We start from the raw sequence: 23,670 nt of genomic DNA, 5'->3' as shown, positions 1-23,670 counted from the left end.
GGTTCGGAAGAGTGGACGTCCGGCTGGAAGTGGGCCGAGTGGCGGGACGAGGGTCCACACACCCGCGATGACGCCGCGGTGGCGGGGAAATCACTCCAGGGGGCGGGAGCAGGTCGACTTCGCCACGAAAGCGATCCCGTCGTACTCCTCGGCGGGTACGAGCGGTGCGAGGTGGAAGCGGTAGGTGAACCGGGGCACGTTGGCGCCGAAGCTGCGCTGGAGGCCGGGCCCGTGCAGCCATTCCCGCACAGCGGGTGCTGCCTTCGCCGCACCGCCCCGCAGGTCGACCAGGTAGTCGCCCGGTGCGGCGGCCGCGAGCCGGGACTCGACCGACCGGCCTGCGCCGCCGATCCGGTGCCGCACCGCCGGGCCGGTGGTGTCGTTCCCCCGGCGGGCCCGGAACTGCCCCTTGCCGAAGAGCAGGCCCACAGCGTAGTAGGCCTCGCCGTGGCGGCGGCGCAGGAGGCTGCCGAGGGCGGGCACCCCCGCCCCGTAAGTGCCCTTCGCGATGTGCCCGTTGTGCGCCCATACGGCGATACGGTCGGCCGCGCCGTCCACCAGCGCGGTGACGGCCTCGGCCATGTAGCGGTCCCGGACGGCGAAGAGGCTCTCCGCACCGGGGTTCGGCTGCAGCGGCCGCGTGATCAGGTCGGCGCAGCGGACCAGGATGCGGGCGTGCCGGAGCGCGTCCGCCGCCGCCTCGGGACTCGTACGGGCGGCGAGGCCCACGTGCTGCTCCTCCAGGAGCGCGGCCAGCTCGACGGCCTCCTCGTACAGGCCTCGTCCGGAGTCCGGCCGTGAGCCGGGCCGGGAGGTGGCGAGGAGGGCGAGGCTCTCCCGTACGGACCCGGCGGTGCCCGGCGCGGCCTGCTCCAGGAACGCGCCGACCGCGGCGGCCGAGTCCGCACAGCACTGCGGGTCGATACCGACGAAGCGCACCCGCTCGGCTGCCGGGACGGTGCGGTTGTACGTCCGCATCCACTCGACCATGGCGAGGATCTCCTGGGTCCGCCACGTCCAGAAGCCCAGCCGTGAGACCAGCCGCGCGGCATCGCCCGGGGCGCCGCCCACGTAGGCGTCCACGGCCAGCGCCGCCGACTCGCTGGCCTCCATCGCCAGCGCCCGGTATCCCATCTCACGGACGAGGAACTCCAGCAGCCGGTGCTTGAGCAGGAAGAACTCCCGCGTACCGTGCGTGGATTCCCCCAAGCCCGTGATCCGCACGTCCCGCAGCGTCTCGCGCAACGGCTCCAGGTCGCCGTACGGCTCACCCGCGGAAAGGGTGCTGAGGGCCAGCGCGTGCGCGGACAGCCAGCGCGTGATGTCGTCGGGCACGGCAGTCTCCTCGGTCGGCGTGTCTGCCCCGGCGCGTCACACGACGGCGGTCGGTCCGCCTCCGCCGGACCGGACCGCACGACCCTTGGCGGGGGGACCGCTGCCCGGTGCTCAGACGGCGCCCGGGCTGGGCGCGGGGGCCGGGTGGGGTTTCTCGGTGGCGGTGGTGAGGTTGCGGGCGCTGCTGTCGAAGGCCAGGCGGACACCGACCGTGAGGACCGGAACCGCGGCCACCGCGAAGGCCCAGCGCAGGTCTCCCGTGACCAGCAGGCCCATGACCGCCAGGGAGACCGGTTCGAGTACGACGCGGGGCAGGTACATGACGCTGTTGATCCGGCCGAGCACGTCCTCGGGCGTACGGGTCTGGATGAACGTGGGCAGGGCCACGTCGCTGGAGTACGCCACGCCCACGCCGAGCAGGGCCAGGGTGGTGGCGGCCAGCCAGACGTTGGGCAGGACGCCGAGGAGCACGAAGGCCACTCCCTCCGTCAGCGTCATACCGATGATCAGGATGCCCCAGCGCCGGGGCAGGCCGGTGAAGACCGCGGCGACCGTTCCGGTCAGCTGGCCGAGCCCCCAGGCCGACAGGAGCAGGCCCAGGGCCATGGAGCTCTCGGGGAAGGACTTCGCCAGCGCCGGGAGGGCCACCGCGAAGAGGCCGCTGTAGCTCAGCGCCGCCGCCCCGATGATCATGAGGACGGTGCGCACCTCGCGGCTCCGCCGGGCGTACCGCAAGCCTTCCACGATCTCGCCGCCGATGACCGAGAGCGGCTTGGACCCCTCGCCGTCCGGGCGGCGCCTCGGCGCGGCCAGCACGGTCCAGGCGGCCACGAAGAAGGTGCCGCTGTTGAGCAGGATCGCGGCCGGCGTCCCCACCAGCGCCACCAGGGAGGCGCCCAGGAGGGGGCCGAGGAACCGGGCGCCCTGTTCGCCGAACCCGACGAGGGCGTTCCCGCGGGCGATCTGCTCGGCGGGCAGCAGGGAGGGCAGGATGCTGTCCTGGGCCGGCATGAAGAAGGCTTCCGCCACCCCGGCGACGGCTCCCAGCGCGTACAGGTGCCACACCTGGACGTCGTCCATCACGGCCAGCAGGCCGAGCAGCCCCACCGCGCTGCCCCTGACCAGGTGGGAGCAGAGCATGACCGTACGGGGCGACAGCCGGTCGGTGACCGCGCCCCCGACCAGCAGCAGCACCCCGCGCGGCACCGTCTGCACCAGCAGCACGGCCGCCAGCGCACCGGCCGAGCCGGTCTCCTGGAACACCAGCCAGACGAAGGCCACTTCGAAGCTGTAGTCGCCCAGCATCGACAGCGTCTCACCGCACCACACCGTCCGGAACGCGCGGTGGCGTAGCGGCAGTCGAACTTGTTCCAGCATCATTCCCTCTGCGATTCCCTGGTATGGGCGACCGTCGCCGCGCTGCGCGGCGACGGCCGACGACTCCGGTGGCGGGCCCGGCCCGTCAGCCGGCCCCGGTGGACGGCTCGGCCGGACCCGCCGGGGCCGCTTCGCGCAGCGACTTCGGCGTCATGTCCGTCCACAGCTCCTCGATCGTGCTCAGGCAGCCCTCCCGTGTCGCGGGCTCCCCGACGGTCCTCCAGCCCGTGGGAACACCGTGGTAGGTGGGCCAAATGGAGTACTGCTCCTCGTGGTTGACGACCACGTGGAAAAGGTCCTGGTGCATCATTCCTCCTTCTCGTGCTCCCGGACAACGACGGGGGGCAGTCCGTGGCGGGCCACCCCCACGAGGTGGAGCCGCCGCAGGAGCGGGTCCCTGATCCGCCCCCGCTGGTAGTGGGACCGGAAGAGCCGGTCGTAGGTGCCGAACCAGGTCCTGCGGTCGTGCAGGAAGAGCACGTCGTGCGGGGCCATGCGGCGTATCGCGAGCACGCCGAGCGGAGCGATGGAGACCCTGAACGCCGGGTTTCGCACCGCCCGTTCGTCGCAGTCCGGATGGAACTGGCCGATCATCAGCCCGCTGTCCACCGCCTTGTCCTTGAGGGCCTCGTACTCCCGGTCCAGGGTGCGCCACCCGTCGGGCCCGGTGTCGGGGAGCGCCACGACCCGGCTCTCCAGCGAGGTCCCGGAGGTCGCGACCGGCCTCGCCACCCGGACGAAGTCCTCCATCTCAGCCTCCAGGGCCCGGTGCAGCAGGGCGTCGTCGCGGCCGTCGATCTCGTAGCGGAGGCTGAGCTGCACCGCGTGGTCGCCGAGGGCGGGCGGGACGAAGGGGCAGACCGGACCGCTCCGCCCCAGCTTGGGATGGGCCCTTCCCACGTATCCGCGCAGCCACTCGTCGATGCGCCCGAGATCCCGGTCGACCCGCTCGCGGGGCTGGGGTGGTGACACCCGGATCCACGGGCGGTCCGTGCGCGCCCGGGCCCCTCCCGCGGAGGGTATGGAGGCCGTCATGCGGGGTCCCGGAGCGGGGTGCGGCCGGTGCGGTCGGTGCGGTCGGTGCGATCGGTGTGGTCGCCGGCGGCGGACCGGTCGCCTGCCGGCTCGCACAGCTCGCACAGCTCCGCGTAGGTCTCGGCGGCGTAGACGTCCGCGAACTCCAGCGCCACACCCGTACCCTCCCCGACGTCCTGGACCAGCCTGATCATGCCGATGGACGTACCGCCGTCCGCGAAGAAGTTGGAGTCCGCGACGGGTGCGCAGCCGGTGTGCCGCTCCCACGAACGGGCGATGACCTCCTGCGCCGCGGAGCGGGCTCCTTCCCCGGTGCCGCGGACGTGTCCGGTGTCGCTCACGTGTCGCCTCCCCGGCCGGCGCCGGCGGCGTGCGGGAGGAACCGGGCCCGCGGGTGCGGGTGGGGTGCCAGGGCGATGGTCGGGCGCAGACCCGTGCCGCCCGGCGGGATGTCCACGCGGAGCGTGCCGTGGCGGAGGATGACGGCGCTCGCCAACTGGGCTTCCAGCAGCGAGAACTGGCGGCCGAGGCACTGGTGCGGCCCGGCACCGAACGGGAAGTACTGCTGGGTGGGAGGCCGTTCGCCGAGGAAGCGCTCGGGCCGGAACTCCTCGGGCCGGTCCCAGAGCTGGGGGGCGCGGTGGATGGCCCAGGTGCTGGACATCACGACGTCGTCCACTTCCAGCCGGACGCCCGCGGCTTCGAGCGGTGCGTCGATGCGGCGGAAGAGCGCCCAGGCCGGCGGGTGGAGCCGCAGTGACTCCTCGACCACCGCCCGGGTGTACGGAAGGGTCCCGGACGGCAGGGAGGGCAGGGCGGACACCTGGCGCAGGTCCTCGGCCAGGACCTCGCGCAGGGCGCGGTCGCAGGCTTCGGGATTCGCCTCCAGGTTGTGGAAGATCCAGGTCAGGAGGGTGCCCATGGTTTCCACGCCGGCGACGAACACGGAGAGCAGCTCCTCCGTCAGCGCCTGCCCCCGGTCCACCTCCTGCCCGTCCTCCCGCAGCGCGGCGACGAGGTCGGCGAGCAGTCCGCGGCCGGTGGCGGGACAGGTCTGCCGTGCGGCGCGTTCCGCGATGAAGTCCTCCAGGACCTTGCGGTCGGCGGTGAACCTGTCCTCGTCGGCCTCCCGGACCTTGTCCGGATCGAACAGGCGGGTGTCGAGGTAGCCGACCGCGGCGTGCAGGGCCGCCGTCAGCGCGGCCAGTTCGGGTCCCCGCAGTTCCGGTTCGACGAGCCGCAGGATGATCTCGATGCTCAGCTGCTGAAGGGTCTCCGCGAGGTCGATCTCCTTGCCCGCGGCGGGCAGGAGCTCCCGCCGGGCGAAGTCCTCGGTGGCCTCGATGACCAGGCTGTGCAGTTCGGCCACGGCGCGGGCCGCGAACATGGGGCGCAGCAGGCCCCTGCGGCGGCGCCACTGCTCGCCCGAGGTCACCACGAACAGCCCGCTGCCCACCAACTGCCGCAGCAGTTCCCGGTGGTTGCGCGAGCCGTGGGCCAGCGCGGCCGCGGCGAGCTCCGGTTCGGAGGTGACGACGAGCCGGTGCTTCTCCTCGGAGCGGATGACGCAGACGGTGCCCTCCTGGTGGAGCCGCATCATCATGTCGAGGGGGCTGGTCCGGATCTGGTGGTTGAAGGTCTCGGTGTCCAGGGAGCTGAGGGTGACGGCAGCCATGTCAGTCACGCTCCGATGCGGTGTCGTCGGCCACGGGGACGATCTGGCGGGAGTGGTCGTCCATCACCCAGCCGTCGGCCGTGCGCACCGAGGTGCGCGACTTCTCCGCGTAGCCCGCCTCGTCGTGCTGGAAGTGCCAGGCGTACGGCGGGCGGAGCAGCCGGCGCTCCACGGGCGTCCATTCCTCGTCGGGCAGGTCGGACGGTACGGGTGCCGGGGAGGTGTGCTGCACCATGCCCGCGGTGTAGCGGCAGAAGACGACCCGCCGCTCGAAGTCGGCCACCCAGGGCCAGCTGCCGTGCGTCGCCGTGTCGGCGAAGATCACGACGGTGCCGGCCCTGACCGGTACCCGGCTCACCCAGTCCCCGACCTTCTCCCAGGTCTGGAAGGCCTCGGGCGGCTCGAAGTTGGACTTGTGGCTGCCGGGGACCACCGCGAAGCCGCCCTGGTCGGCGAGGGCGTCGGTGAGGCAGAACGCGGCGATCATGTGTCCGCCGTAGATGCGTCCGTCCCGCACCTGGTAGGTCAGCGGCGGGTACTCCCACGGGGTGTTGCCGTTGTGCAGGATCAGGGCGCCCGCGCCCTTGCGCGCGTAGAGGACCTGTCCCTCGTCGTACCGCAGGTCGGGGCCGAGCAGCTCCTCCAGGTAGGGGAGCACCGCCGGGTGGCTGATCAGGTTGCGTACGGGGCGCTGGGTGGTGTGCAGCGGGCCCGCATTGGCGATGAACGGGTTGTACCGTTTGAGCAGCTGGTAGCCGAGCTTGTTCTCGCCCTCCCACAGACCGTGGTGGTCGAGGGCCGTGTTGACGTCCGCGACCTCTTCCTGGCTGAGCGCGTCCGGCAGGACGAGGTAGCCGCGGAGGTCGAAGAGGTACTTCTCTTCCTCGTTCATGTCATTCCTCAATCTTGGCGGTGGGAGCGAGCCGTGGAGGTCCATCCCTCGATCTCCGCGGCCAGTTCCTGCAGTCGGGTACGGAGAAGGGGGCGGTCGAACATCCGCGCGCAGCCGGAGAGCACCAGCCGGCAGCCGCCGGAGGGTGTCGGATGGACGTGGAGGACGAGATCGAGATCCGACCAGTGCTCGGGGACGAAGTCGCCGGGCGGCGCGTCGTCGACCACCGGTGCACCCGACGGGTTCTCGTGGACGATCAGGCCGGCGGAGCAGACCGGGGGCCGCACGGCGGCATCGGCGGGATCGGTGAGCTCGGCGATCCGGAGCAGGGGCAGGTCGGCGTGGTCCAGCGCGGTGAGGAGCGCGCGGTGCGCCGCGGCCGGGTCCCCGACCGGTACCACCACGGGGAGCAGGTCCACGGCGCGCCCGACCAGGCGGGCCTCGGTGAGCGCCGACCGGTGGGAGACGGGCAGTCCGAGCACGGCGTGCCGCCGGCCCGTGGCACGGGCCACGGGACGGGCCAGGGCGGCCAGGTACACGGCGGTGGGGGTCGTCCCCGACTCCCGGCAGAACTCGGTCGTCCTCGTGAGGGAGGCCGCCGGGACCGTCAGCTGGGCGCCGTGGTTGCGGAAGGAGCGCCCCGGGGGGCGCTGCCGCGCGAAGGGATCGGCCGCGGCCCCGGCCAGGGCGTCCGCCCAGTAGCGTTCCAGCTCGGCGCCCCGGGCACGCCGGCGCTCCCGCCGGCCGCGCCGGTACTCGCTGTACCGGGGGGCGGGTTCCGGCAGGGGTTCACCGGCCAGCAGGCCGAGGAGTTCCTCGCCGAGGATCCCTACGGAGGCACCGTCGCCCCGGTTGCGGGCCAGGCGCAGCATCAGGTGGCGGACCGTGCCGTCCGGACCCTCCAGCAGGGTCACCTGCAGGGCGGGCATCCCGTTGGGCACGCTCCGGTCGGAGACGCCTGACTGCCAGTGCACGCGCTCCGGCGGGTTCGGCAGGGGTTCCGTGACGCAGGGCTGCCAGCCGTCCTCCACCGCCGCCCCGGCGAGCGGGGCCAGCGCCTCGTGGCGGTCCACCAGGAGCCGGACGGCCTTGTCGACCTCGTCGGGGCCGACGGGGCGGGGCAGTGCCAGCAGGGAGGAGATCGGCGGCGTGAGGCGGCCGAGGACCCGCTCCTGCCCGAGCACCTGGAGCTGCTCGGTGCCGAGCGCCTCCGCCTCCGCCTCGGACCCGGGGCCGGGGCCGGTCCCGGCGTCGCCGGGCGGGGGGGCCGCAGCGGGCGGGTGCAGCAGCCGGGTCACCGCCCCGGCGAGGTCCGAGGCCCGGGGGTTCACGAGCACGGTGCGTACGGGGACCTCGACGCGGAGCCGACGGGTCAGCTCGGCGGCGATGCGGGCCCCGCCCAGGGAGGCCCCGCCCAGTTCGTACAGGTGGTCCTCGGGCCCGGCGGACGGCAGGTCCAGCACGGTGGCGAAGGCCTCCAGCACGGCGGTGGTCACCGGATCCGCGGCGGCCGGGCCGGGCCGCGGCCCGGCGGGCCGTTCCAGCGCCAGCTCGGCCAGGGCGCGGCGGTCCGCCTTGCCGTTGGCCGTGAGCGGCAGGGCCGGCAGGACCCGTACCTCGGCGGGGACCATGTGCGCGGGCAGGTGCTGCGCGAGCCGGCTCCGCACGGCCGCGGGATCGGGTCCGGGTCCGGAACCGCCCGTGACGAAGCCGACCAGACGGCTGACGCGTACGCCGACCACGACGCCGGCGGCCTCCCGCACCCCGGCGGCGGAGCGCAGCCACCGGTCGACCTCTTCGAGCTCCACCCGGTGTCCGCGCACCTTCACCTGGTGGTCCATCCGGCCGAGGAAGGCCAGGCTGCCGTCGGCGTTCCAGCGCACCCGGTCGCCGGTCCGGTACATCCGTGCCCCGGGCGGACCTCCCGGGTCGGGCAGGAACCTGTCCGCGGTCTCCGCCGGGCGTCCGGCGTAGCCGCGGGCGACACCGGCGCCGCCGACGTACAGCTCGCCCGGCGACCCGGTGGGCACCGGGCGCAGCGCGCCGTCCAGGACGAACAGCCGGACGCCGGTGAGGGGGCGTCCCAGGGGGACGGTGCCCTGTCCGGCCCCCGCGGTGCGGCAGGCGTGGGAGGTGGCGTCGATGCAGGCCTCCGAGGGACCGTACTGGTTGTGCAGTTCGCCCTGCCCGAGTCGCAGGTAGCGCTCCGCCTGGGCGGTGGGCAGTGCCTCGCCGCCGCAGAAGACCACGCGCGCGGGAAGCCGGCGCAGGTCGTCGTCGGTCAGGGCGGCGAGCAGCGAGGGCACCAGGTCCACCACGGTCGCGCTGTGGGCCAGGGCCGCGTCCACGAGGTCGCCCGGCCGGACCCCGGGGTCGATGTCCGGGAAGACGACGGCGGCTCCGGAGACGAGCGGGCCGAAGCACTGCCAGAAGGAGGGGTCGAAGGCGAGCGGAATGGTCTGGAGCACCCGGTCGGGTGCGCCGAGTGCGAAGGTGTCGCGCCGCCAGGCGAGTTCGTTCGCCAGGGCCCCGTGCGACACCTGCACGCACTTCGGCGCCCCCGTCGTGCCGGAGGTGAACACGGCGTACGCGAGGTCGTCCGGGCGGACGGTCACGGCGGGGGGAACCGGCGCGCCGACGAGGGCGGTGACCTCCCGCAGCGGGAGGACCGTCAGGCCGGGCAGACCGGACAGTCCGTCCGGGCCGGGCAGACCGTCCGGCCCGGGCAGTCCGTCCCGTCCAGGTGGTCCGTCCCGTCCGGGCAGTCCGTCCGGTTCCCCGCGGTCCGGCACTCCGCCGGTGCCGGCGTGCACCAGGAACCGGGCGTCCGCGCCGAGCAGCAGCTCCCGCAGGCGCGCGGGCGGGTCCTCGGCGCGGACCGGCAGGGTCCAGCCGCCGAGCCGCCACACGGCCAGGGTCAGGGCCAGGTACTCGGCGCCCGGTGGCACCCGGAGGGCCACGGACGTCCCGGGCCGCACCCCCGCCGCGTACAGGGCGGCGGCGCGGTCGGCCGCCCGGTCCGCCAGTTCGCGGTAGCTGAGCCCGTGCCCGGTCGCGTCCACCACGGCGACGGCGTCCGGGCTCCGTACGGCCCGTCCGGCGAAGGCCTCGTACGGCAGCGGGGCGGCGGGGGCCGGGGCGGTGGAGCCGAGGACCGATGCGAGGAACGCCCGGTCCTCGTCCTCCCTCAGGTCGACGGCGGCCAGCGGGACGTCGGGAGCGGCGAGCGCGCTCCGCAGGCACTGCCGGTAGGCCCGGGCGAGGCGGGCGAGGCCCTCGCCGGTGTACCGCTCCGGCGATCCGGTGAGCCTGAGAGTCATCCGCCCGCCGCTCGCTTCGAGTTGGACCGTCAGGTCGCCCTGGCTGCCCTGGACCCGGACCGGGACCGGTTCCACGGCGAGCGGCCCGCACGCGCGCGGGGTATCGATCTCCCCGGTGAACACGAACGTGACGGCGGGGGTGTCCGCGCCCGCTCCGGCGTCGAGGGGGGCGACGGGCCGGGCCGATCCCTCCAGCAGCGCCTCGACGGTCCGCCCCACGAGTTCGCCGAAGGTCAGCCCCGGGGCGACGTCGAGTACCAGCGGCATCGTCGAGACGAAGGCCCCGAAGGCGCGGTCGAACCGCTCGGCCGTCCGGTTGGCGGTGGGCACACCGACCGGCACGGCGCGGACTCCGGCGAGCAGGTGCCAGCTCGCGGCGAACGCGGCGAGCCACACGGCGTGCGGGGTGCTGCCGGTGCGCCGGGCCAGCGCGTGGACGGCTTCGGGGAGACCTTCCGTCAGGTCCAGTTCCGCGCAGGGTGCGGCCTCCCCGGCCGCCGGGGAGCCGTCCCGGGCGAAGGGCAGCTCGGGCCGGTCGGACAGGTGGGCGTGCCGACGTCCCCAGTACTGCGCGTACCGGGCCAGTTCGGCCGCGCCTTCGGTGCTCCGCTCCCAGTGGACGTAGTCCAGGTGCTGCACCGGGACCGGCGGTCCGGGGACCGCCGGTGCGCCCACGGCACCGTAGGCGTCGAGGAGTTCGCCGATCAGGACGGTGAGGGACGCCCCGTCGCACACCGCGTGGTGCAGGGTGAGGACGAGGACGTGTTCCCCGGGTGAGACGACGAGGAGCAGGGCCCGGACGTAGGGCGGGTCCTCGAACGGGAAGGACCGCGCGGCCTCCTGGGTGAGGGCCTCTTGCAGCCCGGCCGGGCCGGCGGCCGGCGACCGGATCTCCAGCGGGATGTGCGCGGGACCGTCGAAGATCTGGCGTGGCGCCCCTCCTTCCTGGACGATCCGGGTGCGCAGCGCCAGGTGCCGTCCGGCCAGCAGTGCCAGACAGGCCCGCAGCCGCTCGGTGTCCAGCGGTCCGGTGAACCGCAGGGCGAGGGGCACCGTGTAGGCCGGCGAGCCCGCCGGCGCGGCCTGTTCGGCGAGCCACATGCGGTACTGGGTCAGCGACAGCGGATGGCTGCCGGAGGGGGCGGCCCGGGGCGGTTGCGGGGCCGCGGCTTCCGGGGGCCGGGTGCCGCGCCGCCCGGCCAGGCGGGCCGCGAGCCGGGCGCGCTGGTCCGGGGTGAGCCGGTCCAGGGGGGAGGCGGTCATCGGTCCTCCTCGGACTCGCCGAGGATCTGCTCCACCAGCAGACGCTCGGCCAGGGCTGTGTGGGCGTCGAGGGTCCGCTGCGTCAGCAGATCGCGTACGGACACCTCGATGCCGAAGGCGCGGCCCATGGCCCGGGCGAGCCGGGCTGCGGAGAGGGAGTCCCCTCCGAGATCGAAGAAATCCGCGTCGCCGGACAGCGGGACGTCGCCGAGCTGCCCGAACCAGAGTTCCCGGACGATGACGGCGGGCTCCTCCGGTGCCTGGCTGCCGGATGCCGGTGCGGGTGCGGGTGCGGGTGCCGGAGCGTCCCGGCCCTCGGCCCGCGGGGTCGCCCCGGTCTGCGGTTCGGCGGTGCCCGGGGCGACGGTGCGCCGGGCGGTGGGGCGCGGCCACCGCGGGCCGTGGAACGGGTAGCCGGGCAGCCGGGCATGGCGCCGGCGCGGCTGGATCCGGGTGAGGTCCACGGGCATGCCCCCGCTCCAGAGTTCCCCGAGGGCGGCGAGCACCGGTCCCGGGCCGGGGCCGGGGTGGGCGGAGGCGGTCGGGCACAGCGGCACGGAGGGGATCGCGGCCGCTTCGGCGAATGCGCTGAGCACCCGGCCGGGCCCCACCTCCACCGCCCGGGCGCCGGGGAACTCGGCGCGTACGGCCGCGAGGGCCTGGGCGAAGCGCACCGGGCTGCCGGCGGAGTCGGCGAAGTACCCGGCGTCCACGACGGATCCCGCGCGCACCGGTGCTCCGTCCGTGGTGCGCACCCACGGGAGGTCTGCCGGACCTGTCGCCACCTGCGCGAGGGCGGTGCGCAGACCGGTCACGGCTGGTTCGACGAGGGCGCTGTGGAACGCCCGGCCGGTGCGCAGCACGCGCGAGGGGACCCGGTCGGCGATCCTCTCGTGGAAGGCGTGCACGGCCTCGGGTGTGCCCGCGAGCACGGTGTCGGTCCATGTGTTGACCGCCGCGAGGGCCAGGGGGGCGCAGTGCGCGGAGACGAGCTGCACGGCTTCCGCCTCCGAACACGCCAACGAGACCATGGCCCCCTCAGGACACTCCTGCATCAGGTGGCCCCGGTGCTCCACGAGCCGGGCCGCCGCTTCGAGGGGCAGGGTGCCCGCCAGGCATGCGGCGGTGAGCTCGCCGAGGCTGTGGCCCAGGAGGACGGACGGGACGAGTCCGACGTGCCGGAGCGCGGCCGCGGCGGCGTACTCGACGGCGAAGAGCGCCGGCTGGGCGAGCCGCGTCTGCGCAAGCCGTTCGCGGGGGAACCCGGGGTCGCGCAGGGCCTGCTCCACCTCCTTCGCCGTGTCCTCGGAGAACGCGTCCAGGCAGGCCGAGAGGGCCGGGCCGAATCCGGGCAGCGCCGCTTCGAAGGGCAGGGCCATCCCGGGGACCTGGGTGCCCTGGCCGGGCAGGAGGAAGACCAGCGGCGTGGTCCGCGGGGCCGCGGTCGCGGCGCGTGCGGCGGGGGCCCGCAGCCGGGCGGCGACCTCGGCGACGGTCGAACCCACCACGGTGGAGCGGTGGGCGAGCGCCGCCCGGCCGGCCAGTGTGCCGCTGATGTCGGCAAGTGCGGCCGGGTCCCCGTCCGGGACGGCTGCCAGATGGTCCGCGAGCCGCGTCCGCATCCGTCCGAGGGCCTCCTCGTCGGCGGCCGACAGCACCACCAGCTGCGGGCCCGGCCGGTGGCCGCCGGCTGCCCGGTCCGCCGGGACGGGCACAGGTGCCTGCTCGACGATGACGTGGGCGTTGGTGCCGCCGACACCGAAGGAGCTGACGGCGGCACGCCGGGGCTCCGGCCCCCGCCACGGCTCGGCGCCGGCCGGCAGCCGGAGCGGTGAACCCTCCAGGTCCAGCAGGGGGTTGGGCTCGACCAGGCCCGGTACGGCGGGCACCCGGCCGTGCCCGACCACGAGGAGCGCCTTGACCAGGCCCGCCAGGCCGGCCGCGGTGTCGAGGTGGCCGGTCACGCCTTTGAGGGCGCCGACCGCGATCGACCCGGGACCGGCCCCCAGGGAGCGGTAGGCGGCCGAGGCCGCCGACCATTCGATCGGGTCGCCGATCCGGGTCCCGGTGCCGTGGGCCTCCAGGTAGCCGATGGTCGCCGCGTCGATGCCGGCCGTTGCCACGGCCGAGCGGATCACCTGCTCCTGGCCCTCGGCCGACGGGGCGAGGAACCCTGCCTTGGTGCTGCCGTCGTTGTTCACCGCCGAGCCGAGGACGACTCCGTGCACGGGCAGGTGGCCGTCCACCGCGTCCTCGTAGCGGCGCAGCACGACGGCGACGACTCCCGAGCCGCTCAGGGTGCCGTCGGCGGCCGTGTCGAAGGGCCGGCACTGCCCCTCGGCGGACATCACGCCGCCCGGCAGGTGCAGATGGCCGGTCTGGGGCCCGGACGCGGACGCGGCCAGGACCAGGGCCTGGTCGCACTCGCCGTTGTTCAGCGCCTGGGCGGCGAGGTGGACCGCGACCAGGGACGAGGAACAGGCGGTGAGCACGCTCAGCGCGGGTCCGGTGAGGCCCAGCCGGTAGGAGATGCGGGTGGCCAGGAAGTCGCGCTCGTTGGTGAGGACGACCTCTTCCAGCTCCGGAGGTTCCAGGTCGTCGGCGGCCAGCAGGTCGTGCAGGTGTGCGCTGCGACCGGCGGAGGCGTACACGCCGGTGCGCAGCGGGTCGCCCTGGCCGAAGGGATGGCCGGCGTCCTCCAGTGCCGTCCACGCGCACTCCAGCAGCAGGCGCTGCTGCGGGTCGAGGAGACCCGCCTCGCGGGGGCTGATCCCGAAGAACGCGTGGTCGAAGCGGTCTGAGTCGTCCAGCCGCCCGTACACGGGCACGTAGTGCGGGTCGTCGGCGCGGGCGGCGGGGACGCCCGCGTCCAGCAGTTCCTCCCGCCGGAAGCGGCGGGTCAGGACCCGGCCCGCGTCGACGGCCTCCCACAGCCCGGCGATGTCCGCCGCGCCGGGGAAGCGGCCCGACATGCCGACGACGGCGATGTCCAGCGAACGGTCACGGCTCATCGGTCTGCCTCCTCTGTGCGGCGGCCGCGGAGCCGGCGGGCGGCCTCGGCCCTGGATGCGCGTCGTGCGGCGTCCCGGGACGGTGGGGCCCCGGGCTCCGCCGCGGGTCCGGCCCCGGCCGCGGACCCGGTTCCGCCCCCGGCCGTACGGCCGGCCAGCAGGGCGGCGGTGTCGGCGACGGTGCCGTGACGGAACAGGTCGAGAACGGGGATGCGGACGCCGGTCCGCCGGTGGAGTGCCTCCTGGAGCACGGGGACCAGCAGGGAGTGACCGCCGAGGTCGAAGAAGTTCACGTCCTCCGGCACGTCCGGGACCTTCAGCACCTCGGCCCATGCGGCGGCGACCTCCGCGTGCCGCGACCGCACCGGCCGGCTGCCCGCGGCCTGCGCAGCGGCCGGGGGCGGCACGGGAACCGGTGCGGCGGCCAGCTCCTCCAGGGCGCGGCGGTCGGTCTTGCCGTTGGCGGTGCGGGGCAGCCGGTCCACGACGTGCACGGCGCCCGGCACCATGAAGGTCGGCAGCGTCGCGGCGACCGCCCGCCGGACGTGGTCGGGCGATGCCGGACGGCCGGTCAGGAACGCCACCAGCGTGGCGGCGTCACGGGCGACGACGGCCGCGTCCTCGACCCCCTCGACGGCGCGGAGCGCCTCCTCGACCTCTCCGGGCTGGATCCGGTGGCCGCGCACCTTGACCTGGTCGTCCGTCCGGCCGAGGTAGACCAGGGTGCCGTCGGCGGTCCGGCGCACGCGGTCGCCGGTGCGGTACATCCTCGCCCCCGGCTCTCCGGCGAAGGGGTCGGGGAGGAAGGCCTCGGCCGTGGCCCCGGGACGGCCGAGGTATCCCCGGCCCACGCCCGGTCCGCCGACGTGCAGTTCGCCCGGTGCGCCCGGTGGTACGGGGCGCAGCGCGTGGTCGAGGACGTGGAGGCGGTAGCCGGGGACGGGGCCGCCGATCCCGACCGGCCCCGGTTCGAGGTAGCGGCGGGCGCTGGACCACACCGAGGCCTCGGTGGGCCCGTACTCGTTGACCAGCGCAACCCCGGGGAGCAGGCCGAAATGGTGGTGAAGGAGCCGCTCCGTCAGCGGCTCCCCCGCCGTGATCACCTCGCGGAGGGTACGGAGGGCGGTGACGCCGGCGTGTTCGGCGGCGCGCAGCAGCAGGCCGTGCAGGGAGGGGACGCAGAGCAGGTGGGTGACGCCGTGGCGTTCGACGAGGGCGATCAGCCGCTCGGGGTCGCGGACCTCGTCGTCGTCCGCGACGACGAGCCGTCCCCCCGCGGTGAGCGTTCCCCAGAGTCCGGCCGCCGAGGAGTCGAACGCGAGCGGCGACACCAGCAGGAACACGGGACGGCCGGGGTAGAACGCGCGGCGTGCGGCCGTGGAGACGGCGAGTGAACCGTGTTCGATGACCACGCCCTTGGGTTCTCCGGTCGAGCCGGAGGTGTAGATGACGTAGGCCTCGTCCCGTTCGCGCGGGACCACGGGCGTGAAGCCGTCTTCGCGGCCGCTCCGCTCGGGGTCGACCACGGTGGCTCCCAGCCGGCGTGCCCGTTCCGCGCAGTCACCGGTGGCGAGGACGACGGTGGCCCCGCAGTCCCGCAGCGCCTTCGCGATCCGCGCGTCGGGGTGGCCGGGGTCGAGCGGCACGTAGGCGGCCCCGGCGAAGACCGTGCCCAGTACGGCGACGGCCAGGGAGGCGGAGCGCTGGACCAGGACCGCGACCCGGTCGCCGCGGCGCACCCCCTCCCCGGCGAGACGCGCCGCGACGGCGAGGGCGGCGGACCGCAGCGCGCCGTACGTCAGGGTGTCGTCGCCGGAGGCGACGGCGATCCGTCCCGGTTCGCGGAGCCCGGTCCCGGCCACCGGTTCGCCCACGGTGGGGATCCGTCCGGACGGCGGTGCCGCGCGCTCCTCCCCCGCACCCGTGGAGCCGGTGCCGTCCGCGAGGGGCAGGGCGGCGGGCAGGGACGTGTCCGAGGCGAGCCGCAGCAGCGCCGCGTGCACCTGGTCGGCGACCTGGGCCGCCTGTTCCTCCTGCCAGCGGTCGGTCCGGTAGTTGACGCCGAGGCAGGCTCCCTCCTCGGTCTGGCGCAGCATGACCTCCAGGTCGTACTTGGCGACCGTCCCCGGGATGTCGACGGGCGTCCAGTCCCGGCCGGCGGCGCCGGGCAGCGGCTCGTGATCGACGAGGACCTGGAAGAGGGGGGCGCCGCCGGGTTCGGACCGCAGCTTCAGGTGGCGGACCAGCTCGTTGAACGGCAGGTGCCGGTGTTCGTGGGCCCGGAGCAGCGCCGCGTGGGTCATGGAGATCAGCTCGTCGCCGGTGAGGGAGGGGCCGAAGCGCAGCCGTACCGGTACCGGGTTGACGAACAGTCCGACGACGTCGTCGAAGCCGGGGGGCCGGACGTCCATCGTGGTGCCCACGAGCACGTCTCCCGCGGCTCCGTAACGGTCGGCGGTCAGTGCGAACGCGGCCATGACCAGCACCAGCGGGGTGGTCCGCCGGGCGCGGGCCGTCTCCTGGAGGAGCTTCCAGGCGGCCCCGTCCAGGCTGCGGGTCACCCGCTTGCCCCGCCAGTCGCGCGGGCTCGGCTCCGGAGTGCCGAAGTCGATCGGCGCCGCCGTCGAGACCTGCGCGAGTTCGGCCGCCCAGAACTGGCGCGACCGCTCCGCCCCGGCCGCGGGCTGCTCGGGGGCCCCGGTGTACGGGCGGGCCGGCACGGGGATCGTGCGCCCCGCGAGGCAGGCGGTGAGCCGCTCGTTGATCAGCTCGATGGAGCGGCGGTCGAGGACGAGGTGGTGCGCGGTGAACAGCAGTACGTGCCCGCCGCCGTCCAGTCGCAGGGCCTCCAGCCGGATCAGTGGTTCCGCGAAGGGGGCGAAGGCACGGCCGGCCGCCTCGCCGAGTACGCCGGCCAGCTCCTGCCGCCCGACGGTCCGCCGGTGTACGGGGAACTCCGTGGCGGGCCACTGGGCGCGTACGGGGTCCCCGTCCGCCTCCGTCACGCGCAGCCGCAGTTCGGGGTGGGCCGTCACGACCTCCAGCCAGGCACGGTCCAGGGCGTCCGCGGCCGGTTCGCCGGGCAGGCGGAGCGCCCAGTAGACGGTGAACTCGTTGCTCGACGGAGCGGCCCGGTGCAGCAGCAGGAGCCTTCGCTGCGCATCGGAGAGACGGGGCAGGCCCGTGGTGTCGCGGGCGGCGGCTGCCGGGGTGGCGCCTTCCGCGCCGGTGCCCGGTTCGGCCTGCCGGGCCTCGGCGTTGCGCAGCTGGTGGCGCAGGCCTAAGGGGGTCGGGTCGCGCAGGAAGGAGGCGAGATCGATCTCTGCCGAGCGGAGCCGGTTGAGTGCGGCGACCGCGCGTGCCGCGTCCAGGGAACTGCCCCCGCATTCGAAGAAGTTGTCGTCCTCGGACCGCGGGGGAAGACCGGTCGCCTCCTGCCACACCCGGGCGACCGGATCGGTGCCGGTCCCGGCGGGCTCGTCCGCGACGGGCTGGGGCAGGGCCTGTTCGTCCAGTTTCCCGTTGGGGGTCATCGGGAAGGCGGCGACCACGGTGATGTGGGTGGGGACGGCGGCCGGCGGCAGGTGGCCGGCCGCGACGGCACGGATCCGGTGGGAGGAGGGCGGGGCCGAGGCGTCCTCCGGGACGACGTACGCCCGCAGCCCCGAGGCCGTCGCGGCGGCGCCGCGCGCGACGTAGGCGTCGCGTACTCCGGGGGCCCGCCGCAGGACGTCCTCCACCTCGTACGGGTCCACCCGCTGGCCGCGGACCTTCAGCTGGTGGTCGACGCGCTGCAGGTAGTCGAGCCGGCCCGCGGCGGTGAGCCGTACCCGGTCACCGGTGCGGTACATGCGGGCGCCGGGCTCGGAGGTGAAGGGGTCGGGGAGGAAGCGGTCCGCGGTGAGTCCGGGCTTGCCGGCGTAGCCGCGGCTGACCTGCGGCCCTCCGATGTAGAGCTCGCCCGCGACCCCGGGCGGGACCGGGCGCAGGGTGGGGCCCAGTACGTAGGCCGAGGTTCCTTCCACGGGGCGGCCGATGCTCGGACTGTCCTGCTCCTGGAAGTCGCAGGCGGTGACGACGATGGTCTCGGTCGGCCCGTAGGAGTTGGTCGCCCGTACGCCGAGTGCGCGCAGCCGTCCCCAGGTGGCCTGGTCGACGGCCTCACCGGCCAGTTCGATCTCCACCCGGACCCGGCCGAGGGTCCGCTCGAATCCGAACTGCCGCATCGCGCCGAGCATCGACGGGGTGATGCTGAGGAACTGCACGCCGTGGCGCTCGGTCCAGGACACGAGGGCCTGCGGGTCGCGGTAGGCCGCGTCCTCCGCCACCACCAGGCAGCTCCCGCGGAACAGGTACAGCAGCTGGTGGAAGAAGACGTCGAAGGAGACCGCGCAGGTCAGCCCGACCCGGGACACCCGCAGACCGGCCGGCTGGACCTCGAACATGGTGGCGAGCACGCCCTGGTCGACCATGACCCCCTTGGGCTGCCCCGTGGTGCCGGAGGTGTGGATGACGTACGCGAGGGAGCGGGGGTGGACGGTGGCAGGGGCCGGCAGGTGCTCACCGGGCGCCGGCGGGCGGGTGTCCGCCACGGTGGGCAGGTCCACCACGTCGGGGTGTCGGGGCAGCCGGTGGCGCAGTCCGGGACTGCGCAGCAGCAGACGCGTCCGGCTGTCGGCGACCACGTGCGCGAGCCGGGGGTCGGGGTGCAGCGGGTCCAGCAGGACGACGTGGCCGCCGAGTTGCCAGACCGCCAGCACCGAGGCGACCAGGGGGATCCCCCGCTCGGCCAGGATGCCGACGGGGGTTCCGGGGCCCGCTCCGCGGTCGCGGAGGACGGCGGCGAGCCGGCCGACGGCATTGCCGAGTTCGCCGAAGGTGGCGGTCGAGGAGAGGCAGGTGACGGCCGGGCGGCCGGGCGAGGTGCGGACCAGTTCCGCGAACCGTTCCATCAGGGGCCGGGGCGGGCTGTGCCGCGGGGGCGCGAGCAGCAGAGAGGCCTCCGGTTCGCCGTCCGGTGCCGCCTCCGTCCGCGCGTCCGCCAGGGACAGGGTGAGCCCGGGGTCGCGGGCGATCCGCAGAAGGATCCTGCGGTAGGTCCTGAGGAGCCGGCCGGCGCCCTCGCCCGTGGTGCTGCCGGACGTGCGGCGCGTGAGGACCACGGCACCCGTCTGCGGTCCGAGGTGCAGATCGAATTCCACGTCGAACCGGGCGAGCCGGAAGTCGTCGTCGTCCAGGGCGACGACGTCGGTACCGGGCAGGACGGGGTCCGGCAGGCGGCCGTGGGCCTGGAAGCAGACGGTGGTTCCGGAGGTCGAGGCGTCGAAGAGCTCGGAGGCCTCCCGGATCGGCTCCCCCGCGTGGACCAGTGCCTCCGACACCGTGCGGCGGACGGACTCGACGAGTTCACCGCCCGAGGAGCCGGGGGCCCAGCGCTGGCGCAGCGGCACCACCCGGGCCAGGCAGGCGACGAGGGCCATGTTCTCGGGGGTCCGGGCGGCGAACGGGGTCGCCACCATGACGTCGCACGGACTGCCGTGGACGGCGAGGGTCGCGTAGAGGGCGGCCAGGCCGATCAGGTGCGGGGTGGCCCGCAGTCTGCGTGCCGCGCCGCGGATCAGTGCCGTCTCCTCCGGGCCGAGCGGCAGGCGGAGGGCATCGGCCCGGCAGGTGCGCGCCCCGGCCGCCGGCGGCAGGGTTTCGGGCCAGCGGGCGTCCGCCAGCTGCTGCGGCCAGTAGCCGGTCTCGGGGGCGGCCTCCGTTGCGGGCGGGAGCACGGCCGGGGCCGGCGGAGCGGCGGCCGGGGACGGAACGGTGCCCCCGTGCGCCAACTGCGCGTACCGGTCGCCGATTTCGCCGATCAGGGTCTCCAGGGCCACGCCGTCGCAGGCCACGTGGTGGACGAGCAGGGAGAGCAGGTGGTGCCGGGGGCCGCGGCGCAGCAGGCTCACGCGGACCGGGCAGTCCCGGGCCAGCTCGAACCGGTGGGCGCCGGCCCGCCGCTGCCACCCGGCCTCGTCCGCCCCTTCCGCCTCCGCCTCGAAGCTCCATTCGGGGACGGCCTCGCCGGCCGCCCAGGACGGGACGTCACCTTCCGCCAGGCGGCGGGCGAAGACCGGGTGGCGGCGTACGACGTCCTCCACCGCGTGGCGCAGGGACCGCACGTCCAGCTCCCCGTGCAGGTCCCACAGCCGGTGGAGGTTGAAGGCTTCGGGCTCCTTCCTGCTGATGAGCCAGATGCCGAACTCGGACGGGGTGAGGGGGGTGCGGGCCGCGTCGGCCTCGGGCATGGATCGTCCTTTCATACGGGCCGGGCACGATCAGGGCCGGTGTCCGGCCTGCGCCTCGCGACGCCCTGCGGCAAGGAGTTCCGGACCGTGCAGATCGAGGAGGGCCTGGCGGTGGACGCCCGGGCCGCCGCCGGGGAGCCGTGGAGCGACGCGGGCATGCGGTGGCCCCCTTCCTTGGTGTGAGCGGGAGTTCCGGGAGTACGCGGGGGTGGCTGCGGCGCGGTCGGTCGGCGGGGAGGACGGACGGAAGAACGGAACGCCGGTCGGGGCAGGTCAGCGGGCGGGCGACGCGTCCCGGCCCGCCGAGACGGCCTCCGCGGCCGCTCTGCGGATCCCGGCATGGTCGAGCTTCCCGTTGCCCCCCAGGGGCAGTGCGGAGAGCCAGAGGCAGGCCGTCGGCACCATGTACTCCGGCAGCAGGGTCCTGAGGTGCTTCGCGAGGTCGGGTTGCGGCTGCTCGGTGCCGGTCAGGACCGCGGCCAGGCAGGGCGACCCCTCGCGGTCGACCACCACGGCCACGGCTTCGAGGACGGCCGGGTGGCGGCGCAGGGCGTCCTCGATCTCGCCGAGTTCGATCCGGTAGCCGCTCAGCTTGACCTGGCGGTCCAGCCGTCCGAGGTGGACCAGGCGGCCGTCCTCCACCCGGACGCGGTCCCCGGTGCGGTACCAGTGCTCGCGGGTCGGCACTCCCCCGGTGAAGGGGGTCGCGATCCCCGCCGTGAAGTGCAGGAAGCGGCCGGTGTTGTCGGCGGGGTCCAGGTAGCCGTCGAAGCGCTGCACGCCGCGGAGGCAGAGTTCTCCGTCCTCGGCCGGACGTCCGTCCTCGTCGAGGACGAGGCGTTCCAGCGCGGGGTGGACCTCTCCGATGGGGACGGTGCCGTTGCTCGACTCCGGCCACTCGCGGGCGTCCTGGGGGAGCCGGTACCCGGCGCAGGCCACGGTGACCTCCGTCGGGCCGTACACGTTGTCGATGACGCTGTCCGGTGCCGCCTCCCGCCAGGCGCGGGCCTGGGTGAGGGTGAGCTGTTCCCCGATGAACTGGCTGTGCAGCAGGCCGGGCATCGAGCCCGCCGGGATGGCTCCCACGCGCTGGGCGAGGGAGACCACGGAGGGCACCGAGAACCAGTGGGTGATGCGGTGCCGGTTGACGTAGCGGGCCGGCAGGAGGAGTTCCCGTCCTTGGGGCACCACGAGGGCGGCGCCCGCGCCCCATGCGCAGAAGAGGTCGAAGACCGAGGGGTCGAAGGTGAGCTCGAAGGTGTGGGAGAGCCGGCTGTCCGGAGTCACCCGGTGCCGTGCCACGGCATGGCGTACGTAGGCGAGGGCGTTGCGATGCGTGATGGGAACGCCCTTGGGCTGCCCGGTCGAGCCCGAGGTGAAGAGGAGGTAGGCCTCCCCGGGCTCACCCGCCCCGGCCCTGACGGGCATCACGGCCTCCGCGGATGCGGGCCGGTCCAGGAGGTCGGCGCAGGGCGTGCCCGAGCCGGCCCACTCGGGCCGTGGTGACACGGCGAGTGCCAGGCGGACCTCCGCGGAGGCCATGACGGCGGCCGCACGGAACGCCGGGGTCGCCGGAGCGATCGGAACGACGACGCAGCCCGCCTGGAGGATGCCGAGGTACGCCGCATAGGTCTGGAGGTGGCGCACCGCGTACAGGGCGACACGCTGTCCGGGCGCGACACCGCGCCTGACGAGCTCCGACGCGACCGCGGCGGACCGTGAGGCGAGTTCCCGGTAGGTCAGCGACTCCTGCCCGTGCTCGATGGCCACCCTGTCCGGGTGCTGTGCGGCGGACTCGTGGAAGAGGCCCGCGAGTTCGTCGATCCCCTCGGCCGCTGTCACGGTTCCCTGCTCCCCGGTGGCTGTCATGGGGACCTCCGGTCCGGCGTGAAGTGCCGGAGCCAGGGGTCGGTTTCCAGGCCGTCGGCGGCGAACAGCCGGGCGATGCCCCGCACGACCTGTGTCACCGTCGCGTCCGTCTCCTGCGGTGTCGCGCAGCGCACGGTGACGTTGGCCGCGCGGTAGGCCGTGTCGGCGCGTTCCGCGCCGTGTTCGGCCACCTCGTCCACGCCGACGACGCCCGGCAGCGCGCGCAGGTCGGCGCGTGTCACGCGGGAGGCCACGGTGCCCTCCTGGTGCATGAACGGGACGAACAGCCCCACCATGAACCCGGTCCCGTCGAGCTCCGCGGGGTGTTCCACCAGACGGTCCCCGGCCCCTTCCCCCAGGGCCACGGCCAGGGCGGCACGCACCAGGTCCGGGCCGCCCAGGGGGCGGAGCAGGCGGGTCAGGTGTCCTCCCACCCGGCCGTTGACCTCGATCACCTCGACGTCCGTGGGCGTGACACGGAGCTCGGTGTGGGTCACGCGGTGCCGGGCCCCGAGGGCGTCGAGCGCCTCGCCGGTCCGCTTGAGGACCAGGGCGCGCACCTCCGGCGGCAGCCGGCTGGGGACGACGTCCCCCGTGACCCGCACGATGTCCGCCCCGTCGGTCCCGGCCCGGTTCCGGACGCTCACCGGCGCCTTGTCGAAGACCGCGCAGTGCAGCCTGCGGGTCGAGGTGCTGATGGTCTCGACGGAGACGAAGTCGGCCAGCCAGGGGACGCCGGAAGGATGGACGGACGGCGGGATCATGCCTTCCAGCAGCAGTCCGCCCCAGGAGTGCCGGTGCGCGAGCACGTGGTCCGCGTCGCCCCGGTCGCGGACGAAGGTCACGCCCTGTCCGCCGACCGCCCGCCGGGGTTTGAGCACGGCCGGCAGGCCCACCTCCCGCACCGCCCGGTCGAATCCCTGCCGGGAGTCGACCCGGGCGAAACGCAGCGAGGAGAGACCGGCCCGCTCGAAGGCCCGCCGCTGGCCGAGCTTGTCCCAGGGCCGGCCGGTGGCCGGTGCGCCCGGCAGGCCGAGGGCGGTGAGCAGGTCGTCGGTGAAGTCGAGCTCGTCGTCGTGGAAGGTGGTCAGTCCGCGTAACCCGAGGGCTGCGACCGCGGCGCCCGGGTCGCCGTCCGGGAGGACGTGTACGGGGACCATCGCCTGCGCGAGGCGTACGAGTTCGGGGTGCTGCTCGGCGACCCGCCGGCGGAACAGCAGGACCGGGCGGCAGATCCCCCGGGCCGCGCGGTAGATCTCCCGGAGGCCTGCGGCCCCGTACGGTCGGTGCACCACTCCCACCGGCGGCAGGGGGGTGTCGCCCACGGGTGCGGTCACCGGAGCGCTCCGGAGTCCTGGCCGGGCACGGAAGCCGCTGTACCGAGGGCGGTGACGACGGCCTGAAGGGTGCCCTCTATGAACAGGGCCTCGAGGGGGAATTCGATTCCCAGCCGATTTTCCAGGCGTTCGACCAGCCGAGCCGCCTGCATGGAATTTCCTCCGAGCTCGAAGAAATCGTCTTCCGATTCTGCCCGGTGGATGTCGAGTACCGCACACCATTCCTGGCGGACGGCTGTTTCGAGGTCATCGTGCTGGGAATTCAT

Annotated in this window: 14 protein-coding genes; 1 reads left to right on the top strand and 13 read right to left on the bottom strand. The window is 74.6% G+C overall.

All coding sequences use genetic code 11. The features are described 5' to 3' along the window. Nucleotides 1-90 precede the first annotated feature (90 nt). The 10 genes from ACFWUZ_RS01960 to ACFWUZ_RS01915 form a co-directional block, all read right to left on the bottom strand. A complete protein-coding gene (locus tag ACFWUZ_RS01960) occupies nucleotides 91-1,335 on the bottom strand; it encodes an erythromycin esterase family protein (protein WP_384365462.1) in 1,245 nt (414 codons plus the stop codon). A gap of 111 nt (nucleotides 1,336-1,446) precedes the next feature. Next, entirely contained in the window at nucleotides 1,447-2,715 is a 1,269-nt protein-coding gene (locus ACFWUZ_RS01955; protein WP_384365459.1) for an MFS transporter, read from the bottom strand. Between the two features lie 82 nt (nucleotides 2,716-2,797). Beyond that, on the bottom strand, nucleotides 2,798-3,022 hold the full coding sequence (locus tag ACFWUZ_RS01950) for an MbtH family protein (RefSeq protein WP_384365456.1): 225 nt from the start codon (nucleotides 3,020-3,022) through the stop codon (nucleotides 2,798-2,800). Further along, nucleotides 3,019-3,747 carry a DUF6875 domain-containing protein gene (locus ACFWUZ_RS01945; protein ID WP_384365453.1) on the bottom strand — a complete coding sequence of 243 codons (729 nt, stop codon included), beginning with the start codon at nucleotides 3,745-3,747 and terminating at the stop codon, nucleotides 3,019-3,021. Before ACFWUZ_RS01945 ends, ACFWUZ_RS01950 begins: the two co-directional genes overlap by 4 nt. Further along, nucleotides 3,744-4,088, bottom strand: coding sequence for an acyl carrier protein (locus tag ACFWUZ_RS01940; protein WP_384365450.1), 345 nt, complete (start codon nucleotides 4,086-4,088; stop codon nucleotides 3,744-3,746). Before ACFWUZ_RS01940 ends, ACFWUZ_RS01945 begins: the two co-directional genes overlap by 4 nt. Then, complete coding sequence (locus tag ACFWUZ_RS01935) at nucleotides 4,085-5,422, bottom strand: cytochrome P450 (RefSeq protein WP_384365447.1); 1,338 nt, start codon at nucleotides 5,420-5,422, stop codon at nucleotides 4,085-4,087. The genes ACFWUZ_RS01940 and ACFWUZ_RS01935 overlap by 4 nt, the downstream gene beginning before the upstream one ends. A 1-nt stretch (nucleotide 5,423) precedes the next feature. Continuing rightward, nucleotides 5,424-6,314 carry a phytanoyl-CoA dioxygenase family protein gene (locus ACFWUZ_RS01930; RefSeq protein WP_384365444.1) on the bottom strand — a complete coding sequence of 297 codons (891 nt, stop codon included), beginning with the start codon at nucleotides 6,312-6,314 and terminating at the stop codon, nucleotides 5,424-5,426. A gap of 8 nt (nucleotides 6,315-6,322) precedes the next feature. Next, nucleotides 6,323-10,897 carry an amino acid adenylation domain-containing protein gene (locus ACFWUZ_RS01925; RefSeq protein WP_384365441.1) on the bottom strand — a complete coding sequence of 1,525 codons (4,575 nt, stop codon included), beginning with the start codon at nucleotides 10,895-10,897 and terminating at the stop codon, nucleotides 6,323-6,325. Then, nucleotides 10,894-13,908 (bottom strand): type I polyketide synthase, encoded by a 3,015-nt coding sequence (locus ACFWUZ_RS01920; protein WP_384365438.1) that lies wholly within the window; start codon nucleotides 13,906-13,908, stop codon nucleotides 10,894-10,896. Before ACFWUZ_RS01920 ends, ACFWUZ_RS01925 begins: the two co-directional genes overlap by 4 nt. Further along, on the bottom strand, nucleotides 13,905-20,198 hold the full coding sequence (locus ACFWUZ_RS01915; RefSeq protein WP_384365435.1) for an amino acid adenylation domain-containing protein: 6,294 nt from the start codon (nucleotides 20,196-20,198) through the stop codon (nucleotides 13,905-13,907). The genes ACFWUZ_RS01920 and ACFWUZ_RS01915 overlap by 4 nt, the downstream gene beginning before the upstream one ends. A 39-nt stretch (nucleotides 20,199-20,237) precedes the next feature. On the opposite strand from ACFWUZ_RS01915, the gene ACFWUZ_RS01910 reads away from it, so the two are divergent. Next, nucleotides 20,238-20,381 (top strand): hypothetical protein, encoded by a 144-nt coding sequence (locus ACFWUZ_RS01910; RefSeq protein WP_384365432.1) that lies wholly within the window; start codon nucleotides 20,238-20,240, stop codon nucleotides 20,379-20,381. 90 nt (nucleotides 20,382-20,471) lie between these two features. On the opposite strand, the gene ACFWUZ_RS01905 is transcribed toward ACFWUZ_RS01910, so the two are convergent. The 3 genes from ACFWUZ_RS01905 to ACFWUZ_RS01895 are packed head-to-tail and all read right to left on the bottom strand — an operon-like array spanning nucleotide 20,472 to nucleotide 23,670. Then, nucleotides 20,472-22,067, bottom strand: coding sequence for an amino acid adenylation domain-containing protein (locus ACFWUZ_RS01905; protein WP_384365429.1), 1,596 nt, complete (start codon nucleotides 22,065-22,067; stop codon nucleotides 20,472-20,474). Continuing rightward, nucleotides 22,064-23,404 carry an acetyl-CoA carboxylase biotin carboxylase subunit family protein gene (locus tag ACFWUZ_RS01900; protein ID WP_384365426.1) on the bottom strand — a complete coding sequence of 447 codons (1,341 nt, stop codon included), beginning with the start codon at nucleotides 23,402-23,404 and terminating at the stop codon, nucleotides 22,064-22,066. Before ACFWUZ_RS01900 ends, ACFWUZ_RS01905 begins: the two co-directional genes overlap by 4 nt. Beyond that, a complete protein-coding gene (locus tag ACFWUZ_RS01895) occupies nucleotides 23,401-23,670 on the bottom strand; it encodes a phosphopantetheine-binding protein (RefSeq protein ID WP_384365423.1) in 270 nt (89 codons plus the stop codon). Before ACFWUZ_RS01895 ends, ACFWUZ_RS01900 begins: the two co-directional genes overlap by 4 nt.

The organism is Streptomyces sp. NPDC058646 (genome assembly GCF_042716875.1).
Lineage (GTDB): Bacteria > Actinomycetota > Actinomycetes > Streptomycetales > Streptomycetaceae > Streptomyces.
The sequence above is the reverse complement of the archived record's forward strand: the minus strand, read 5'-3'. Positions and strand labels throughout refer to the sequence as shown.

Bases quoted from the DNA above. Each gene is read 5' to 3' on its own strand.
- ACFWUZ_RS01955 (WP_384365459.1), bottom strand. From the start codon at position 2,715: ATGATGCTGGAACAAGTTCGACTGCCGCTACGCCACCGCGCGTTCCGG.
- ACFWUZ_RS01950 (WP_384365456.1), bottom strand. From the start codon at position 3,022: ATGATGCACCAGGACCTTTTCCACGTGGTCGTCAACCACGAGGAGCAG.
- ACFWUZ_RS01945 (WP_384365453.1), bottom strand. From the start codon at position 3,747: ATGACGGCCTCCATACCCTCCGCGGGAGGGGCCCGGGCGCGCACGGAC.
- ACFWUZ_RS01935 (WP_384365447.1), bottom strand. From the start codon at position 5,422: ATGGCTGCCGTCACCCTCAGCTCCCTGGACACCGAGACCTTCAACCAC.
- ACFWUZ_RS01930 (WP_384365444.1), bottom strand. From the start codon at position 6,314: ATGAACGAGGAAGAGAAGTACCTCTTCGACCTCCGCGGCTACCTCGTC.
- ACFWUZ_RS01925 (WP_384365441.1), bottom strand. From the start codon at position 10,897: ATGACCGCCTCCCCCCTGGACCGGCTCACCCCGGACCAGCGCGCCCGG.
- ACFWUZ_RS01920 (WP_384365438.1), bottom strand. From the start codon at position 13,908: ATGAGCCGTGACCGTTCGCTGGACATCGCCGTCGTCGGCATGTCGGGC.
- ACFWUZ_RS01915 (WP_384365435.1), bottom strand. From the start codon at position 20,198: ATGCCCGAGGCCGACGCGGCCCGCACCCCCCTCACCCCGTCCGAGTTC.
- ACFWUZ_RS01905 (WP_384365429.1), bottom strand. From the start codon at position 22,067: ATGACAGCCACCGGGGAGCAGGGAACCGTGACAGCGGCCGAGGGGATC.
- ACFWUZ_RS01895 (WP_384365423.1), bottom strand. From the start codon at position 23,670: ATGAATTCCCAGCACGATGACCTCGAAACAGCCGTCCGCCAGGAATGG.